Annotated in this window: 13 protein-coding genes, 1 riboswitch and 1 other annotated feature; of the genes, 1 reads left to right on the plus strand and 12 read right to left on the minus strand. The window is 45.1% G+C overall.

Going from position 1 to position 19,269, the window contains the following annotated elements:
• Positions 1 to 111: 111 nt before the first annotated feature.
• The 10 genes from SALPA_RS09945 to serS all read right to left on the minus strand — a co-directional run bounded on the left by SALPA_RS09945 (position 112) and on the right by serS (position 16,079).
• Entirely contained in the window at positions 112 to 3,213 is a 3,102-nt protein-coding gene (locus SALPA_RS09945) for an efflux RND transporter permease subunit (protein WP_145093029.1), read from the minus strand.
• Positions 3,210 to 4,274: an efflux RND transporter periplasmic adaptor subunit gene (locus SALPA_RS09950; protein ID WP_145101868.1), complete on the minus strand. Its 1,065-nt coding sequence runs from the start codon at positions 4,272 to 4,274 to the stop codon at positions 3,210 to 3,212. Before SALPA_RS09950 ends, SALPA_RS09945 begins: the two co-directional genes overlap by 4 nt.
• 273 nt (positions 4,275 to 4,547) lie before the next feature.
• On the minus strand, positions 4,548 to 6,545 hold the full coding sequence (locus SALPA_RS09955) for a TonB-dependent siderophore receptor (protein WP_145093033.1): 1,998 nt from the start codon (positions 6,543 to 6,545) through the stop codon (positions 4,548 to 4,550).
• Between the two features lie 16 nt (positions 6,546 to 6,561).
• Positions 6,562 to 8,307 (minus strand): ABC transporter ATP-binding protein, encoded by a 1,746-nt coding sequence (locus SALPA_RS09960; RefSeq protein WP_145093035.1) that lies wholly within the window; start codon positions 8,305 to 8,307, stop codon positions 6,562 to 6,564.
• Positions 8,300 to 10,054 carry an ABC transporter ATP-binding protein gene (locus tag SALPA_RS09965; RefSeq protein WP_145093038.1) on the minus strand — a complete coding sequence of 585 codons (1,755 nt, stop codon included), beginning with the start codon at positions 10,052 to 10,054 and terminating at the stop codon, positions 8,300 to 8,302. The genes SALPA_RS09960 and SALPA_RS09965 overlap by 8 nt, the downstream gene beginning before the upstream one ends.
• A 223-nt stretch (positions 10,055 to 10,277) precedes the next feature.
• Positions 10,278 to 11,276 carry a helix-turn-helix transcriptional regulator gene (locus tag SALPA_RS09970; protein ID WP_145093041.1) on the minus strand — a complete coding sequence of 333 codons (999 nt, stop codon included), beginning with the start codon at positions 11,274 to 11,276 and terminating at the stop codon, positions 10,278 to 10,280.
• Positions 11,277 to 11,330: 54 nt separating this feature from the next.
• Positions 11,331 to 12,803 carry an ABC transporter ATP-binding protein gene (locus SALPA_RS09975; RefSeq protein WP_145093044.1) on the minus strand — a complete coding sequence of 491 codons (1,473 nt, stop codon included), beginning with the start codon at positions 12,801 to 12,803 and terminating at the stop codon, positions 11,331 to 11,333.
• Positions 12,800 to 13,621 carry an energy-coupling factor transporter transmembrane component T gene (locus SALPA_RS09980; protein ID WP_145093047.1) on the minus strand — a complete coding sequence of 274 codons (822 nt, stop codon included), beginning with the start codon at positions 13,619 to 13,621 and terminating at the stop codon, positions 12,800 to 12,802. The genes SALPA_RS09975 and SALPA_RS09980 overlap by 4 nt, the downstream gene beginning before the upstream one ends.
• A gap of 103 nt (positions 13,622 to 13,724) precedes the next feature.
• Positions 13,725 to 14,321: an MptD family putative ECF transporter S component gene (locus tag SALPA_RS09985; protein WP_145093049.1), complete on the minus strand. Its 597-nt coding sequence runs from the start codon at positions 14,319 to 14,321 to the stop codon at positions 13,725 to 13,727.
• A 342-nt stretch (positions 14,322 to 14,663) separates the two neighbouring features.
• Positions 14,664 to 14,750: riboswitch (glycine riboswitch) on the minus strand.
• A gap of 60 nt (positions 14,751 to 14,810) precedes the next feature.
• The gene (gene serS, locus SALPA_RS09990; protein ID WP_145093051.1) at positions 14,811 to 16,079 is read right to left on the minus strand and encodes a serine--tRNA ligase; all 1,269 of its coding nucleotides are present in this window, start codon (positions 16,077 to 16,079) and stop codon (positions 14,811 to 14,813) included.
• A 41-nt stretch (positions 16,080 to 16,120) separates the two neighbouring features.
• Positions 16,121 to 16,318 (minus strand) — a binding site (T-box leader).
• Positions 16,319 to 16,557: 239 nt separating this feature from the next.
• On the opposite strand from serS, the gene SALPA_RS09995 reads away from it, so the two are divergent.
• On the plus strand, positions 16,558 to 17,229 hold the full coding sequence (locus SALPA_RS09995; RefSeq protein WP_145093054.1) for a uracil-DNA glycosylase: 672 nt from the start codon (positions 16,558 to 16,560) through the stop codon (positions 17,227 to 17,229).
• Between the two features lie 131 nt (positions 17,230 to 17,360).
• On the opposite strand, the gene SALPA_RS10000 is transcribed toward SALPA_RS09995, so the two are convergent.
• Together SALPA_RS10000 and SALPA_RS10005 are read right to left on the minus strand one after the other, a co-directional pair.
• Complete coding sequence (locus SALPA_RS10000) at positions 17,361 to 18,236, minus strand: NAD(P)/FAD-dependent oxidoreductase (protein ID WP_145093057.1); 876 nt, start codon at positions 18,234 to 18,236, stop codon at positions 17,361 to 17,363.
• A 21-nt stretch (positions 18,237 to 18,257) separates the two neighbouring features.
• Positions 18,258 to 19,265, minus strand: coding sequence for an aldo/keto reductase (locus SALPA_RS10005; protein WP_145093060.1), 1,008 nt, complete (start codon positions 19,263 to 19,265; stop codon positions 18,258 to 18,260).
• Positions 19,266 to 19,269 lie beyond the last annotated feature (4 nt).

A 19,269-nucleotide genomic window follows, 5' to 3' on the forward strand; every position in this document is an offset into this window, starting at 1 on the left:
TGTCAAAAAGGATAAATTACATGGTAAAAAGTATTTAGGCGCAAGAAAGAAAATATCTTCTTGCGCCTAAATCAGGTATGCAAAAAACTTTACTCCGGTTCGAACCTGATCCTACTGTAATAAGCTTCCGGTCTCTGCTTGTTCTGCCTGAGATAGCTTTAGTCCCTCCGGCTGTGCCCTATACCAGGTGGCGTACATCGCAGGCAGCACCAACAGGGTCAATATGGTAGCGCCGAAAAGACCGCCGGCGATCGCTACCGCCATCGGTCCCCAAAACACATTCGACATAAGGGGCACCATCCCCAGGATAGCTGCCGCGGCGGTAAGCATAATCGGACGGAAGCGGGTGACGGCAGCGTTAATAATGGACTCCCAGACAGTCTCTCCGGCTTTCAGGTGCTGCTCAATCTGGTCAATGAGAATGACGGAGTTGCGCATAATAATACCGGACAACGCTAAAATGCTGAGTTGCACCACAAAGCCCATAGGGCGCCCGGTCAAGAACAGGCTTACACTGACACCAATCAGCCCCAGCGGGGCGGTCAGCAGCGTGAGCAGCATCTTTGGTATACTATGGAGTTGCAGCATCAGCAGGGTGACAATGGCTACAATCATCAACGGTACAGGCTGTAATATCCAGCCACTGGCCTTCAGGCTGCTTTCCAGGGAACCGCCAATATCGATGCTGTAGCCCGGCGGCAGCGAGGAACGTAAGTCCTCCAGATCTTTATACACCGCTTTGGTTGCATTGTTGCCCAGTATGCCCTCGACCGTATTGGCCTGAACGGTAATCGTTGGCTTTAAATTACGGCGCCAGATCAGTCCTTCCTCTGCCTCATAGCTGATTTTGGCGATTTGATCCAAAGGAACGAATTGACCGCCACCGGTGTGGATATTCAGATCTTTGACCAGGGACAAGTCGCAGCGGCTGGCCGAGTCAAGCCGGAATACAATGCCGATGGTTTTATCCCTTTCCCGGAACTCGGCAATGGCCGAGCCTGACAACAGTGACTGCAGGTTGGCGGCCAGGGTCTGACTCTCAATCCCCAGTATGCGTACCTTATCCTGATCGATATCCAGGCGCAGAACTTTACTCTTTTCGTTCCAGTCAAGATTGGCTTCGGTAATCATCGGGTTGATTGCTAGCTGATCCAATACCTGTCCGGCAATTTCACGGACTTTATCATGATCATGACCGGTTACCCGCAGCATGACAGAATAGGGGTAGGACGGACCGGTTTTAATAAATTTGATATTGCCGCGCACTTGGGGAAACTCAGTATCCAGCAGATTTTTAGCCTGTTTGGCCAGTTTGTCACGGAAATCAACGTCTTTGGCCACAAAAATAAACTGAGCAAAATTTGTATTTGGATAAACAGCCTCGGCGGTAAGAACAAAACGTGGCGCTCCTTTTCCCACATAATAGGAGTAGTTGACCAAGCCGGCCTCAGCGGTAAGTCTTTGAACAAAGCGTGCGGCTTCCTGTTCTGTAGCCTGCAGGGAAGCTCCCTGCGGCAAACGCATATCCACGATGAGCTCCGGCCGGCTGGATTCAGGGAAAAACTCCTGCTTTACCTGGCCCATCAGAAAAGCGGAACCAATAAAACAGATGACGGTAAGGAACAGCACCTTTTTGCGCTGAACCAGACACCATGTCAATAGCTGTTTGAACAAACAATAAAAGCGGGTGTTGTACAGCTCCTTACCAGGAACGCTGCCAGCAGTGGAACTCGTAACAAGGCTGTAGCCTAACAGGGGAGTAACCAATACTGATACGCCCCAGGAGATCAAGAGGGCGATGGTAATTACCGAAAAGATGCTGCCAACGAATTCGGAAGCCGTGCCTTGAGAAAACCCGATCGGGATAAACCCAGCGCAGGTAATCAGCGTCCCGGTTAGCATTGGAAACGAAGTGGCCTCATAGGCGTAGCAGGCAGCGTCAAAGCGGTTCCAGCCCTGCTGCAGCCTGACGGTCATTATCTCAATAGCGATAATGGCGTCATCCACCAATAGACCCAGTGAAAGTATCAAAGCTCCCAGTGAGATTTTATGAAGATCGATCCCCCCCACTTTCATAACGACGAATACGCCGGTAATTACCAGGGGGATGCATAGGGCCACAACAATACCGGAGCGCGCGCCCAGGCTGAGAAAGCAGACGATTAAAACGATAGCTACCGCCTCGGCCAGGGATCTTATGAAATCATTAATCGACTGCTGGACCATGTCCGGCTGATCGGCAACGGTATTAAGTTCCAGTCCCAAGGGGAGCTGCTGTTTAATTTGGGTTAGGGTCCTATCCAGGTTTGTGCCAAGGTCGAGAATATTTCCCCCCTTATCCATAGATAAAGCCAGCCCGATCGCCGGCTGGCCGTTATAAAACATCCTTGGATCCGGGGGATCGCTGTAACCACGGGTAATCCGAGCGACATCGCCCAAACGCAGGTTGTGCCCTCCAGCCCGGACAGGCAGGTTTTTTACATCGTCCAGATTTTCAAACATACCGCTTACCCGCAGGTAGACATTGTCAGCCGCGGTTTCCAGCATGCCGGAAGGAGCCATAGCATTTTGCGCCTTCACGACGTTCATCATATCTGACGGGACCAGACCCAACTGCGCCAGTTTGGCGTTTTCCAGTTCAATATAAATTTTTTCGGTTTGTACGCCGATAACATCTACTTTTCTGACGCCTGACACATCAACCAGGATGCGTCGAATTTTTTCCGCACGTTCCCGTAGCTCTTCATAACTATAACCATCGCCTGTCAGGGCATAAATGCAGCCAAACACATCGTCAAACCGGTCATTGTAATAAGGCCCGTCAACGCCCTGAGGCAACGCGGGCTTGATATCATTCACCATATTGCGCACTTCCAGCCAGATGGGACGGATCTGATCACCTTTGACCGCATCATCCTTCAGGACAACATAAATAACAGACTGACCGGGAGTAGAATAGCTTCTCAGGTAATCCAGCCCTGGGGTGTCCTGCAGTTTCTTCTCAATTTTATCAGTGACCTGCTCTTCCACCTGACGGGCACTAGCACCCGGCCAGTTAACCGACACAACCATCTGTCGGATGGTAAAATCGGGATCTTCCATGCGGCCCAGATTCCTATAGGAAAAAATCCCAGCAATAAAGATAACTACCAAAAAATAATAAACCAGTTGTTTATGATGGAGCGCCCATTCTGTAAGATTAAAATTTTTCATGAGCGGTCACCACTGGCAATTCGTATTTGTTGGCCGTCCCGCAGTTTGTGAACGCCGGCCGTGACAATGGTTTCGCCAGGCTGCAATCCAGCCAGCACCTGAATGGTGTCGCTGCTGCCAACACCGACAGTAACAGGGCGCAGGCCGACAGTATTGTCTTTGACCACCCAGACTCTGGGAGTATCCCCTGTTTGATACAGGGCCGACAAGGGAATAGTGATTGCCGCTGCCTGTTGGTCGGCAGCAGTTACCAAGACGGCTGCCGTCATGCCCAGTTTGACTTCCGGCGGTGGCGTGACTAAGGTGATACGCACTTTGTAAGTACGGCTAGTTGCGTTAGCCATTGGTGCAATTTCTCTGATGCTGCCGTCTACCGTAATACTAGGCAGAGCCCAGAAGGTCACTTTGCATTGGGTGGCTTGGCGCAAGTCTTCCAGCCGGTTTTCCGGGATGCTAATTTCGATTTCCCGCTCTCCGTCCCGCACGATTGTCAGCACAGTCTGGCCAGCGCTAACCACCTGGCCAATTTCAGCGCCAATTGCGGCAATGACACCTGGTTGATCGGCAACCAGCAGGGTATAGTCGAGTTTATTGGCGCCCTGTTCATGCTGGGCCGCTGCCCGGTGAACTTCCGCCAGAGCAACGTCATAGGAATTTTGGTACTGGTCGAACTGAGCACGGCTGACAGCCGCCTGCTCATATAACTGCCGGTAGCGGCTTAGATTGCTTTCAGCCAATTTTAGCTGAGCCTGAGCAGCCATAAGTTGCGCGGAACTGCTGTTTGCCGCTTGCTGCAGGTCTTTGGGTTCAAGCTGCATAAGCACCTCTCCTGCCTGAACAGTGGCACCCAGATCTACACTGCGTCTGATTATCTTCCCGCCGACCTGGAAGGCCAACTGGCTTTCATAACGGCCGCGCACTTCGCCCGGATAGGTGTAAGAGCGGGACGTTTCCACAGCATTGACCATTACTGTACGAACTAAGGGAATGTTCGTATCAACCGTTGGTTTTGCCTGGTGATTTTCTTTCCACAAAACGCCACCGATGATACAAATGATCATGACAGCAGCGGCTAACCCATAATACCATTTCTTTTTTCCTTTCACTATATGATATTGCACTTCATTTCCTCCCTTGCGCAGTGCTAAAGCCGATATCTTTTTCCGGATGTAAAAAAGTTGTCCTGTGAATGATGGTGGGGAAAGAGCGACAGATTTTGATCCTGTTACTCTTTCCCCGTTTGATTTTGTTTGTATAACCCTGTTTATTGTACTCCTGCAGGCGAATGAATACTTCACCAGCCACCCTTTGCGGTATGGACCGTTTGCCGGTAGTTACATACGCCCTTCCACACCAAAAACAAATTGCCTCGACGACATTGGCAGAGCTCCGGCAGCCATACTCCCATCAGACAGGTATGCCGTATCTTTTGCATAAGTTGTTTCATAAGCCCGGTTGGTTAAATTATATACTTTGGCGTAAACTTTGATATTAGGCTTAATTTGATAGCTTGCAGCCACATCCAGCACCCAATACTGTCTGGAGGTAAAAGCCTCGAGACTACGGCCGGTAGCGCCGCGCCCCATGACATTGACATTCCATGCATCATTATGATAGAGGAAACCTAAGCGATAAAAATTAGGATTACTGTTGGCTATGTCCAGCTGATACCCAAGACCACTATCGTCATTCTTCTCTTTCACCTTTAAATAAGAATAACCGGCAGTCATATCCCAGTGCTTGGCAAGCGGCTGTGTTATAGATAAATCAAAACCTTGTTTTTTCTGTTCCGCGATATTATACGGCTGCCACATCTGCATTCCACTAGCATAACTATAGACTTTAGTACCCAAAGCATCTTTTAAGTGAGTACTGAACACATTGGCCTGAATTGCCGTTCCACCAGATAAAGTGGTATTGATGCCAAGGGTAACAGTATCTCCTTTTTCCGGCTTAAGATTGGGATTGCTTAAATAATAACTCCCATCGGGAAGAAATAAGTCGACCGCATCAGGACCTCTATATACCTGACCCCAGGATAGATAGGCATTAGTACTGTCGTTCACTTTGCGGTTAAGACTTAACCGGACAGTTGACGCACCGTCATATTCACTGGAATCATCCTTACGAAAGCCGGTAGTGAGTGTCCAGAGAGAATCAAATGCCCAACGATCTTCCAAAAACAACCCTAGATTACGGATTTTTTTACCGTCATAACCGGTAGGTATGGCATCATAAATCTTACTATCAACCTGCGTATTGCGCCAGTCAAACCCTCCCAGCAGGGTATGGCGATCACTCAAACGCCGGGTTTGATTCCATTCGATACCGTCTGCTTCTGTTCTATACCAGGAACTATATGTATTATATTTATATCGATCCCAAAGAAAATTGGAATGATTACGATAGATTTGCAGATTATTGGTCACATTCTCGCCTTGCTGCCACCGGTAAGCCAATGAAACATTATTCTGGATAGTATGGCGGGAGGCATTGGGACTGTATAAAACAAAACCTGGCTTGGTTATCGTCTGATTAGCATCTTCGTCCAGATGATTAAAATAAAAAGTCAGTGTCTTACCTTCACCAAGCTCTTTATCAATCCTAACTGAGGCTTTTTCTCTGCTAAAATCACTGTTATCCATGGTAACAACTTTACCAGTGGACGGATCTTTGTATTCATAATTATCCTGTGTCTGACGTTCGAACGTGAATATATAACCGGTATCCCCGCTTTTACCGCTGCTTTGTAGGCTGTACCGTCTTGCACCCCAGCTGCCAAATTCGGTTGATACCGTAGAACTGGGTTCCGCCCCTTTCCGGGTAATGATATTAATGACACCGCCAACACCATTACTACCATAGAGTGATGAGGCTGCCCCCCGTACCACTTCAATTTTTTCCACACTGTTCATATTAGGTAGTTCATTTAAATTGTAGCCACTCTTACTGAAACTTGTCCGCTGTTCCCCGTTAATCTTCCGGCCGTCTACTAAAACAACTACCCGGTTATCACCATTAAGGATAATGGAAGATTCTTCCCCAGCACTGCCGCCTTCCGTCTTTACAATAACACCTGCCTGTGTCAGCGCTTCTGAAATAGTAGAAAGGTTTTTTTGTTCAATCTCCTTACGCCCTATCACCGTAACATTGGCCGCGGTTTCGGATACTTTTGTCGGCATTCGACTGGCCGTCACCACATATTCGTCCAGATTGAATTCCGCCTCTGCTACTTTGGCTTCCGCTTCCTCCGCCACTACCCTCTCCGGTGCACCCAGTAATAGCGCACTGCCCAAAAACATGTACAATAATTGCTTTTGCCTCTTCTTCATACATTCTCCCCCTCCATTAATTCAAAGCCTGATTAATTTTCCAGCTCCCTGCCTGCATTCGTCTGTGCCAGAAATCATGATATTGGCCTTTCTCCGCAATAAGCTCATGATGGGCGCCGCTTTGGACAATCCTGCCGTCATCAATCACCAGTATTTGGTCAGCATTTTTTATCGTCGCTAATCGATGGGCAATGACAACCAGGGTTTTATCTTTTACAAGCTCATTAATGGCCATTTGGATATGCTTTTCATTATCCGGGTCTATACTTGCCGTCGCTTCATCAAGCAGGATAATCGGCGCGTCTTTGAGGATTGCCCTGGCGATAGAAATTCGCTGCTTTTCACCTCCTGACAAGGATGAGCCGCCTTCGCCCACCATAGTTTCATAGCCCTGTTCCAATTCCATGATAAAATCATGGCAGCCGGCCTTGCAGCAGGCTGTCACCACTTCTTCCATTGTGGCAGTGGGCCTGCCGAATTTAATATTATTCAGGATTGTATCGTTAAACAGGTATACATTTTGAAACACCATACTGATGTTTTTCAGCAGGCTGTCGCAGGTCATTTCTTTGACATTAACGCCGCCGATTTTTACCTCGCCTTCCTGCACATCCCAAAACCGGGCAATCAGATTGGCAATTGTGGTTTTGCCACAACCGGATCTACCGACAAGGGCTGTCATACTGTGCTCCGGCACAGTAAAACTAACATGATGCAGAATGTTTTCTTGTTCATAAGCAAAGGAAACATCGTTAACCTCAATAGCGAAATGGGGTAAAGCGATATCTTTCCCATTTTCATCAATAATTTCTGCATTATTAATCGCATCATATCGATTGAGAGCGGCTTCAATAATACGTACCTTAACACTCAGAATACCTAACGCTTTAAAGGGCAGATAAAACTGAAAAATGAATATGACCATCATCAACATAAAAGAGAGATCTATCGTTTGCTTGAGAGCAAAATAGGAAGACGCAATAATTGTTAATCCAATTCCCAAAGTAAAACAGTTATCAAAACGTACGCTGGGGGGAATAAATTTTTCTTCGAAATCAATCATTGCATCCCGGTATTTTTCAAATTCCCGATTTATTTTTTTGGCCTGTGCCCCAGTCATATTGAAGGCTTTAATCACCGAGATTCCTTTTACATATTCAAGGACGGCACTAACGAGCTGAGACTGGGTCTCCTGTCTGACAACTGATTGATGTTTTACCACCTTTTGCATTCTGTCTAGCATTAAAAAAGCTAAAATCAAAGTAATAAAAGAAATCATTCCAATCCTGTAATCCAAAACAGTTAATATAACAACACCAATTGCCGTGCTCAAATAACCTCTGATGATATAGGAAAGCGTTGACATGGAATGTTCTTCGACAAAAACCAAATCGGATGTAATCACCGCGGTAATATCGCCAATCTTCCCTTCCGAGAAATATCCCATTGGCAACCTTTTTAAGCGGTCTCCCATCTTCATTCTTTCTCTGGCTAAAATTTCATAGCCTGCACCGCTTTGTAAGTCGTCTACCAGCCGTTTCGACAGAGCCCTAAGCACTACACTGGTAATTACAACAATACCAGCTAGCCAGGCATCACGGATTGTGACACTGCCTGATACCATTTTAATGAGGATAAATAAAACGGAAATAATCGGAACTTGTGCAAATATGGCTTCCAAAATACTAAAAAGAAAAGCAATCTTTATCTTTGCTGCATATTCCCCAGCCAGATGCAATAGTCTGTTGATTATCCTAAGCATTTTGGTCCCCCTTAACCTGAACTCCCCAGTTTATGGATTGCCTATGGGAATCCCATAGCGATTGATATGTACCGCATTTTGCCAACAATTCGGTATGACTGCCTTGCATGAGCAATTTTCCTTTGTCCATCACCAGGATATTATCAGCTTCCATGATGGTAGAGAGCCTGTGGGCAATGACGATAAGGGTTTTCCCTGCGATCAATTGATTTAATGCTTCCTGGATTTTATCTTCGTTTTCCGGGTCGGTGAATGCGGTTGCTTCATCCAGGATAATGACAGGGGAATTTTTCAATATGGCTCTGGCGATGGTAATTCTTTGTTTTTCTCCGCCGGAAAGCTTGTTCCCATCCTCGCCGGCATTGGTGCCATACCCCTGCTCCATCTTCATAATAAAATCATGACACATGGCAAGCTTTGCCGCAGCGATGACCTCCGCATCGGTGGCTTCAGGCCTGCCTATGCGGATATTCTCCATGATGGAAGCATGAAATAGAAAGGTGTCCTGCGAAACATAACTGATCAAATTCATTAATTTTTCAAAAGATATTTCATTGATATTGATGCCGCCGATGGTAATTCGACCTTCTTTCACATCCCAAAAGTGTACCAATAGTTTGGCAAGAGTGCTCTTACCGCTCCCCGATGCGCCGACAATCGCCGTAACCGAGTTTTCGGGGGCGCAAAAGGAAACTTGTTTGATTACCTCTGTTTGCTCATAGGCAAAGGTAACATCATGAAATTCCACGTTATAGTTTTCCGGATCAATGCCCTTATCGGCAATTGCTAATTCTTCTCCGGCAAATGTTTGCTCCAGCTGCTCTATTTTATGCTTGAGGACAGGTACAACCGGGAAAAATTCCACAAGCCTGATGAACGGCTGCCCCAAACTCATTGATAATAGCAGGGCAAATACAAAGGTGGAAAGTGTCAGCGTTCCCTGGATATAAAACACTGTGCCGACAGGTAATAAAAACAGTATTGTGCAAGGGAGAACCGATCCATAGATTGCCATATATGTCCAGGATTCATTACACCATGCCAAAGAATATTTTTTATAATTTTCAACCGACTCTACATAGTGTTCATAAGAATTGGTTGTCCGGTTAAACACTTTAATGACCTCCATGCCTGAAATATATTCTATGATAGTGGAATTCATCTTCCGTGCAGCAGTATAATATTGATCCATTTTTTTTAATCCGGCTCTCATCAACAACCCCACTGCGATCATACCGATTAAAATCGAAGCCAGGGAAAGAAGAGCCAACCGCCAATCCACTATAAATAAAACGATATACACTATGATTGGAGCAAGGATATAAGGAATGCCTTCAGGCAGCATATGCGCCAGCATCAATTCCACATTTTCGATGTCATCGACAAAAATTTTTTTATAACTTCCCGTACCTTTTTTATAAATATCTCCCAGTGGCAATTTTGTCATCTTGTCGGCAAATTTCATTCTCATACCCATTAACGTATCAAATGCCGCTTGGTGAGATGCCGTTAATCCTTTATAGAATAAAAATGACTGCATAAATAAACCGGCAATGACTCCTCCGCCCATAAGCAATAAATAACCTGGTGTAATGGTGTGTTTTTCTACAAAACGTAAGATCAGGTCATAAGTGATTAAATACGGTGTAATTCCGGCAATGACACTGAAAAGAATAAGGAAAAACGCCAAATACATTTTGTTTCTATGTTCCTTTGCATAGAATAGAACTTTTTTAAATCCACTCATCTTTCATCCCTCCGATCCATTCCGCAAACATGACTGCCTTATTTGGTATTTATTCATATTGCGTCATGTTGATATTGATTATCATCATCATTAACAAGGAAATAATACCGCATTTTCAGTTCTTGCTTCTAGGTCAAAAAGGATAAGTTTTATGGTAAAAAGTATTTAGGCACAGTGAAGTCATTTTTCACTGTGCCTAAATACGCTTAAACTTGATTGTAGTTTATAGATTTTTACTGTATTCTGATGGGTTGAAGCCATATTTTTTTCTGAATTTTTCTGCAAAATAGCTTAGATCATTATAGCCTACCAGCAAAGCCACTTCCGTGACTCTTAACTTTTTATCCTCTATTAAAAGCCGCGCCTGCTCCAGTCTTTTATCAATGATATAGGCATGAACAGGCATGCCGAACAATTCCTTGAAGCCTGTTTTCAGTTTATATTCATTAAGACATATCAATTTTGCCAATTTTCCGAGCGTTGGCGGGCAAGTAATATCTTCATCAAGAATCCTTCTGGCCTGATGCAGTGCCTCCCTATCACAGGAAGAAAGTCTGACCGAGGAATACGGTTCTTCACTTTTAAAGATGGACTCATCCAGGTAAACAGCAATCAGTTCCAGTATTTTCCCTTCAAGGTATATTCTTTTTACCTGTTCTCGGTAACGGCAGTTCATTATCTCTTTTAGAATCCGCCTGACGGCAGGAGAAAATTTCCCGTTACCAAACACACTACTGCCATAAGATAGTCTGGTGTTAACATGCTCTTTTCCCCAGTGCTGCATAAGACTTGTGATGATTTCAAAGTCTAACTCTATATTGAGCCCCAAAATCCGCTGACCTGGATGATAGCTGCTGATAATACTTATTCCCTGGTTCCGGTTGAATATACAGCTTTCTCCGCAGGCGATCTCATATTCCTGTTTATTCCCTTCCATTCGCCACAAGAATCCCTCTCCCAGACAAAAAGCAAGCCTGAGCAGGGAGTTATCCTGTCTGCCCCCCATTGCCATTTTTTCATGGAAGGTCATATCTCCTATCGATATCTTCATTGAAGGCTTAACCACAATTCTGCGACAATAGCCCTTACCGACTGCTTCAGGTATTACCATCTCATTTTGAAACGAATCTGTTCTGTATATACGGCTGAGTCCGGCACATACAGGGCAGTTTTCATCTTTCGGATTAAATATCTGATATTTTTTCACTGTATTTTTTAGCATCAGTATCACCTCACCTTTCAACTCATAAGCCCTATTGATCAGGTTATAGACGTGTCATGTAAGCATAAAAAGCTTTTTCAGTTGTTCCAGACTACTGTCATTAAGAAAAAAATCATCCCTAATCCTTCCCGCTTCCAGATGTAGAATTCTTGTACAGGTATGCACAATAAATTCATAGTCATGGGTGATGACAAACACAATTTTTCCCTCTTCAGAAACCTTCCGCGTCAGGGAAGCAACCCGCCGCATGTTTTCCGCATCCAGACCACTGGTGGGCTCATCAAAAATCAATATGTCCGAGCCTTTGATCATAGCTACCGCAATGGTCACCCGCTGCTTCTGCCCACCAGAGAGGGAAGCAGGATGGCGTTCCTTGAATGCGGCAAGGCCAAGAGTTTCCATGGTTTCCGCTACTTTTTCCGCCAGCAGTAGCATGGCTTCATTTCCCAGCCTCAGTTCCTCCCCGACACTTTCGGTAAATAGCTGATAATCGGCATCCTGCATGACAAAGTATGCCTTTTTCAATCGCTCCCCTGCTTTTATTTGCAACGAATTTATCTTTACTTTACCCTTTTGCTCATGTACCAGTCCGCAGAGAATTTTCGCAAAGGTGCTTTTTCCTGCGCCGTTCAAGCCTGTAACTCCAATAATTTCTCCTTTTCCGGCCTTAAGACACAGCCTGTCAAGCACCGGCAAGCTACCCTCATACCCAAAGCACAAACCATCCAGTTCCAGAAATGCCTCCTGTGCCTGCATTTCGCTGCTGCCTCGCTGCAATGACAGTGTTTCTGGGTAAACACACCTTAGTCCCTTGTTGCTACGCTCTATATCAAGAATGGATAAGAAACTCTGCCTGTCATACTCTGCGGCAATTCTCCCCCCATCCATGTAAATCACTCTGTCTATAAGGTCTTTCAAATAATACAGGCGGTGCTCGGCGATAATCACCGTATGGCCCTTTGCTTTCAACAGGCAAAGGATCTTTCTTAACTCTTCTGTAGCTTGATGGTCCAGATTGGCTGAGGGCTCATCCAATACATAAACAGCAGGCCCCACCGCATGGACGGAAGCGATAGCAATCTTCTGTTTCTCGCCGCTGGATAGCTTAAATATGCTTCTTGCCAAAAGCTGCTCAATTTTCATGGCTGCAATCGTACTATTCAGCCTAGCAATCATTTCCGGTCTTTCTATGCCCATATTTTCACAGGAAAAGGCTATTTCCGAGGTGGTATCCACGGTAAAAAACTGGGACCGGGGGTCCTGGAATACAGAGCCAACCCGCTTTGCTATCTGGTGCAATTTCATATCGCTGATACTTTTGCCTTCAATAAAAACCGTTCCTTTTAGAGACCCATCATAAAAATGAGGAATCAGGCCGTTGAGCAGCCTGGTAACAGTGGTCTTGCCACAACCGCTTCGGCCGCAAAGTAAAATAAATTCACCCTTTTGAACCTGCAAATTGATGTCAGACAGGCTTTCAGTCTGCCCTTCATTATAGCTGAAGCTTACGTTCTTTATCTCAATCACGCCAGTATCCTCCCTATCACCAGACTGTCAAACACAGTCTTGTCCAGATACCAGAGCACTGCAGCAAGCCCAATAAATAAAAATGCACTCACTGCGTCGGAGAATAATATCCGCACCTCGCGCAAAGATGTTCTTTTATTCTCTCCATCAATACCCCGGGTTAGCGCTGCCGCTGATAGCTCATCAGCCACTTTCACGCTTCTCATAAGCAGGGGAACCAAAATATACTCCATCGTCTTGATGGGATGAAAAAGTATCCCGCTAAAAGATAGCTCTATATTGCGCATTTTCATGGTGTCCTTAATATAGCCCAGTTCTTCCTTAATCGTAGGTAAAAACCTTAAAAGCACTGCCAGCGGTATGATAACATTCTTTGGGAGCCTCATTTTTTCCATAGCGGCCATAAATTCATTTACCTTTATTGTGGCAACAATCCAGCTTCCCAGCATGAGGACTGGAATAAACTTCATAAAACTGTAAAGGAAGACTCCCAGGAGCACCCTGACACTTTCAGGGCCAGCAAAAGCTGTTAAAAAATCTATGCTTGCAAAGAACGTATAAGCCACTAGCAATTTCACACCATTCTTACCCTTTCCGGAAAGCAATAAAATTGCAAAAGTTGCTATCAAAGATACAAAAATGGTAATCTTCTGAGCAGTAAGAAAAAGCATCGTGCTGAAAGCCAGCGATATAATGATTTTCATCCTGGGATCTATATCCTGCAAGCCTTTTGTTCTTCCCTCCATGAAATTCATCCTTTTATTTTCTACAAAAGTACCCGAAGCTTCTTGTTGTATAGCCGCATCTGTATTTTGCACTATTCACACCTCACAATTTTTCGTCTTGTTAAATGATATTCATTATCATTTAACGTTTAAAAAAATTAACCGCTAGTTATGAAAGCGGTCAAATTTCACTCCCTTACACAATACCGGCTTTAACAAAATGTTTTTTCATAATCCTCTTGCCAAGGAAAGCCCCCAGCAATGCACCCGCTATTGATACCACCAAAATGCCCAATAACACCGGTCCATTTAACAGCTCAATAAGTTTATTGATATATCCCTCATCATATCCCCTGCCAACAGCCATTGCTTTATAAGCATCTGCAAAGAATACTAAAGGTGCAAAAGAACCAAGGGAATACCCGCAAATTAGAGCTGCATATCCTGTTGCAATTCTCTTAAAGCTTTTGTATGCCCCCTGAACAATGAGTTCTCCAATCATTGCCGCAATGACAATTGTAGTGATCACAGGCCAGTAAACTCCTAACAGTAGTAATACTGCCCCCTGTAAAATACCGCTGATCAAAAATGCCCCGGTTTTGGCAACCTTGGCCATCAGCAGCATGAACACTACTCCCAATGGGACAGCCACCACCGCCGGCATAAATAGATAAGTGACTGGAAACATTCCCAGAACTATGCCGACAATAGAAAAAATAACAATGAATACCGCATTAAGTACACCTAAAGTAATTAGCTCCTTAACCTGCAGCTTGTTTTGTTTCATATACATGTATATATGATCCCCCCTTTTTGTGGATAGCGATTATAAACCATATACTAAGAAACAATATCTGTTTTTTTGGTACTGCATTCCCAGCATAATTATCAGCTTTAGCTTATTGATAATGATTTTCATTTGTTTTTCATTATATCTGATAATAGGTATATTGGCAACCCTTTCCAAATAACAATTTCCACGAAACGTTTCAAATGAAAATGCTATTTTGTCCTCTGCAGACAAATAGCACCAACTTATGTCATACAAATCAGTTCCTTTTAAACTATTGTACCTAGAATTTACTTGGAGACTTTCCATCTGGACAAACTAAAAACAGAGGCAAAGGGAACGATTCCCTTTGCCTCTGTCCATTATGCCTGAGAATTTAACAAAGTCTTACTCCTTCGGCGCCGCAGTCAAGCAGTCTCTATAACCATCAATCCGAAAATATTTGATTGTTAATTCAATGTAACAAAGGATAAGAATTACTGTCAATCTATTTTATTTGATCACATCAACACCCATATATGGGCGCAGCAATTCAGGTATAATAACCGAACCGTCTTCCTGCTGATAGTTCTCCAAAATAGCAGCTACTGTCCGGCCGATTGCGACACCGGAGCCATTTAGGGTATGAACAAATTCCGGCTTGCCTTTAGGCTCGCGGCGGAATTTGATTTCAGCGCGCCGGGCCTGGAAATCCTCAAAGTTGGAACAGGACGAGATTTCGCGATAAGCGTTAAAGCTCGGCAACCAGACCTCAAGGTCATAGGTCTTGGCCGAAGAAAAGCCCATATCACCCGTGCTTAGCAGCATGGTACGGTATGGCAGACCTAACAGCTGCAAAACCTTTTCGGCATTAAGGGTCAGCTTTTCCAGCTCGTTATAAGATTCTTCCGGCAAACTGAATTTAACCATTTCTACCTTATTAAACTGGTGCTGACGGATAAGGCCGCGAGTATCGCGACCAGCCGCGCCGGCCTCAGCCCGAAAACAGGCGCTATAGGCCGTATAACAGAGTGGCAGATCCTTGGCATCCAAAATTTCCTGGCGATGCAGGTTAGTAATAGGCACCTCGGCTGTCGGGATAAGATAATAGTTCAGACCTTCCAGTTTGAACATATCCTCGGCAAACTTGGGTAATTGACCTGTACCGATCATACTGGCCTCATTGACAATAAAGGGTGGAAAAAATTCGGTATAGCCGTGCTCTTTGGTATGAAGGTCCAGCATGAAATTGATAAGTGAACGTTCTAACCGGGAACCTAAGCCCCGGTAAAAGGTAAATCTCGCCCCGGTTACCTTGCCGCCCCGTTCAAAATCAAGAATCCCCAGCTTTTCTCCGATCTCCCAATGGGCTTTTGGCTCAAAAGCGAACTCCTTCGGCGTACCCCAGCGGCGCATTTCCTGATTGTCCTGTTCATCTTTGCCTACAGGTACAGAGGCGTGTGGCACATTGGGTATGCTCATGATAATATCGGCAAGCCCAGTTTCGACTTCCTTTATCTTGGCATCAATTGCGCTAATACTGTCGCCTACTTCCCGCATTTCGGCAATCATATCATCGGCATTTTCCTTGGCTTTCTTCTTTTGACTAATCTCCAGCGAAACAGTATTCCGCTTGTTTTTGAGCATTTCAACCTCAGCTAATAGCTCCCGCCGTTCTTTTTCGAGCTTGATAAACTCTGTCAAACTCATAGCCGAACCCCTGTTTTTTAGTGCTTGCTCCACAATTTCAGGGTTACTCCGCACAAATTTAATATCCAACATATGTTTCTTCCTCCTTAACATAAAAAACTCCCGTCCCTTATGATAGGGACGGGAGTTTAGCTCCCGCGTTGCCACCCTGCTTGACTACCAACAGTCCACTCGACACGCATAACGGACGTGGACCGTGCGGCTCATCACCGCATGCTCAGAGGGTGGATAGCATAATGCTGTTACTGGCTCGCACCTGCCGCCAGTTCTCTGAAAACTCTCCATCATGCATGCCCTGTCATTGCATCTAACGATATCAAGATACAATTATTATGTATTATAAAATTATACATTATTCAGCACAGAATGTAAAGTACTGGCAACACCGTATCATCCACGACTAGCTAAACAACCTTGACATAACCACATAAAGTTTTTCCTATCACTGATCTTTTATTATCCTTTTTCACAAAAGGATTTTCCTGTAAGTTACGCGAACTAAACCATATTCGAAGTAAACAACTACTACCAAGCAAGGAGGCCATAGTATATGTTCTCTTCTATTTCTGATCTTGAAAGTGCTATATTATCCTGCGATCAATGTAAATTGTGCCAAGAAAATAATCATGGGCCAACATCATATAACGGTTCTGGTTGTAGCCCATTAGCAATTATTGGCGAAGGACCCGGAGGCGTCGAGGATGAATATGGTGTGCCTTTAGTAGGACCATCCGGTCAATTATTAGATAAGGCCTTATGGAGCGTAGGTGTAACAAGAGATAAAGCTTACACTTCAAATGTTATAAAATGCAGACCTAATAAAAATCGCACTCCAACCATAGAGGAAGGAGAATTTTGCGCTAATCTATGGTTAGATAAAGAAATAGCAATAATACAGCCAAAAGTTATCATTGCTTTAGGCAGTGTAGCTCTAAAATATCTGCTTGCGCCCACCGCTCGCATTACCAAAGACCGGGGGCACTGGTTTACCACAAAACATAACATCCCGGCGATTGCCACGTACCATCCGGCTTACCTCCTGCGACTAACAGGCAAAGATCTGGTTAAAGCTAAATGGGAGGTATATTATGACATGAAAGCAGCCGTAGAAAAATGCCAGGAACTAGCTCCTGGTAATGACTTGAAATCTGAAACCATTCCAAACTTACTAGAACTATACTATGAACGAAAAATTAGCAGATTAAGCAAAGGTACCCTATAAAAGTACAAAAAGCCCCCGGCACACGCCAGGGGCATAACTATTTCGCATTATGCTTTTATTTCTCTTTGATGAGTCAGAATTAAATCGTGATAGCTTCCAAATATCCATGTATTTTATGAGATGGGCCCACCTCAAGCTAAGTCTACTTTATCAATATACGTTATCGCACTCAGCACAGCGACAAGCCCTTCGCCAGTGGCCTTGGCAATTTGCCAGGGTTTACCGGTGCAATCACCGGCAGCGAATACCCCGGGAATGCTAGTTGACATGTCCCGGTTAACCTTGATGACTTCACCATCTAATTCCAAGCCTGGCAACAGATTCTCAACAGGATCGGACTGACGCATAATAAAGACCCCATGCAATTTAATTTCTTCCTTATCTGTTACTAGCTTTTCCACTTGTCCGTCACCAACAATGGCCTTCGGCTTGGCCGAAAGTACCTTAATCGGTGCCCGCATCCTAGCAAAGTCACCTTTATACTGCGGCAGGAAATAGACATTACGGCAGAGCTCACTTAAAAATACCGTTTCGTTCTCACCTTCCTCAGTATAGGAAATAACAGCTACATCCTTCCCGTCAAACATCCGGCCATCGCAGGTAGCGCAGTAGCTGACTCCCCGGCCCAATAGCTCCCGCTCGCCTTCGAATAAGAGGGTACTTACCACACCGGTAGCAAATATAACAGCCTTGGCTTCATAGGTAGTCTGCGGTGTGAGCAGGGTAAACATGTTGTCACCGGGAAATACGTTCATTACCTTTTCTTTAACAAGCTTCGGCCCATGGGCCAGCGCATGTCCGGTAAAATGCTGCATCAGACCTTTGCCGCTAACCTCCGGCAATCCCAAATAATTATCAACCTTATGCGCTTTTTGCAGTTTTTCACTAAAATCGAGATGCTCAAACACCGCAATATTCTTATTGCGAATGCGTCCTGTCAATGCGGCAGACAGCCCTGCCGGACCACCACCGATAATGGCAATATCAAACTTGTTATCTTCGGCCATATGTACTCCTCCTTGTATTAACTACCCGAGGTCTTTGGCCACCTGTTTTATCCGCTCACGAATGGGCAGATTGTAAGGGCAACGCTCCTCGCACTCCCCGCATTCGATGCACGCCGAAGCTTTGACCTTAGCCCCTTGGTACCGCGCTGGAATAGCCGTCTTTAATCCATACCTTGTATATTGTAAATGAAAAATAAACATCTGTGGAATATCAATTCCAGCAGCACAAGGCATGCAGTAGCCACAGCGGCGGCAGAAATTAGAGCCGAGTTCTGCGGCTAAGGCGTTCAGTTTGGCCGTTTCCTCAGGATTAAGTTGTCTAAAGTTTTGGGCCGCAGCCAAATTCTCGGTAACATGCTCTATCCGATCCATTCCCGGAATAGCAACTACACCTTCCTGTTGCAATACAAAGCGCAATGCTAAGTCTACATGATCAATAAGGCCGCCCCCCAGTGGTTTCATCACAATCATACCGACGTCAAGCGACCTCGCCAAAGGAAACAAGTCGTTCATAGCCCGCTGTTCCACACAATTAAAGGGGACCTGCACAGTACTGAACTCACCAGTTTTGACCGCCCTTATCAGCATATCCACATTATGGCCGGTTATGCCGATATGACGAATTTTCCCCGCGGCTTTAGCCTCTTTCAAGGCGACAAGTGCCCCGTCTGGCGCCATAACAGCTTCCCATTCCTGTTCAGTCTTGACATTATGCAGTTGATAGATATCAATATACTCGGTTTTCATTGTAGCCAGACTAGTAGCAATATCCTCAGTCATAGCTGCTTTGGTTCTGGCCATACTTTTCGTAGCCAGAAAATACTCACTGCGGCGGCTGGCTATGTATCTGCCAATTTTGGCTTCACTGTCCGTATAGGCTCTGGCTGTATCAACGAAGTTTATCCCGGCATCCAAAGCAGCAATAAGCACTTCACCAGCTTCCTCCATTGTACAGCGTTGCATAGGCAGCGCTCCAAAGCTAATTGGTGTTACCAAAAAGCCAGTTCGGCCTAAACGTCTTTTTTCCATCGAA

The sequence above is a fragment of the Sporomusa sp. KB1 genome, from assembly GCF_007830295.1.
In the GTDB taxonomy this organism is placed as follows: Bacteria; Bacillota; Negativicutes; order Sporomusales; family Sporomusaceae; genus Sporomusa.

Excerpts from the sequence above, each read along its gene's own strand:
- SALPA_RS09955 (WP_145093033.1), bottom strand. The coding sequence starts at position 6,545 with ATGAAGAAGAGGCAAAAGCAATTATTGTACATGTTTTTGGGCAGTGCG.
- SALPA_RS09995 (WP_145093054.1), top strand. The coding sequence starts at position 16,558 with ATGTTCTCTTCTATTTCTGATCTTGAAAGTGCTATATTATCCTGCGAT.
- SALPA_RS09950 (WP_145101868.1), bottom strand. The coding sequence starts at position 4,274 with ATGATCATTTGTATCATCGGTGGCGTTTTGTGGAAAGAAAATCACCAG.
- SALPA_RS09970 (WP_145093041.1), bottom strand. The coding sequence starts at position 11,276 with ATGCTAAAAAATACAGTGAAAAAATATCAGATATTTAATCCGAAAGAT.
- SALPA_RS10005 (WP_145093060.1), bottom strand. The coding sequence starts at position 19,265 with ATGGAAAAAAGACGTTTAGGCCGAACTGGCTTTTTGGTAACACCAATT.
- SALPA_RS10000 (WP_145093057.1), bottom strand. The coding sequence starts at position 18,236 with ATGGCCGAAGATAACAAGTTTGATATTGCCATTATCGGTGGTGGTCCG.
- SALPA_RS09985 (WP_145093049.1), bottom strand. The coding sequence starts at position 14,321 with ATGTATATGAAACAAAACAAGCTGCAGGTTAAGGAGCTAATTACTTTA.
- serS (WP_145093051.1), bottom strand. The coding sequence starts at position 16,079 with ATGTTGGATATTAAATTTGTGCGGAGTAACCCTGAAATTGTGGAGCAA.
- SALPA_RS09960 (WP_145093035.1), bottom strand. The coding sequence starts at position 8,307 with ATGCTTAGGATAATCAACAGACTATTGCATCTGGCTGGGGAATATGCA.
- SALPA_RS09965 (WP_145093038.1), bottom strand. The coding sequence starts at position 10,054 with ATGAGTGGATTTAAAAAAGTTCTATTCTATGCAAAGGAACATAGAAAC.
- SALPA_RS09945 (WP_145093029.1), bottom strand. The coding sequence starts at position 3,213 with ATGAAAAATTTTAATCTTACAGAATGGGCGCTCCATCATAAACAACTG.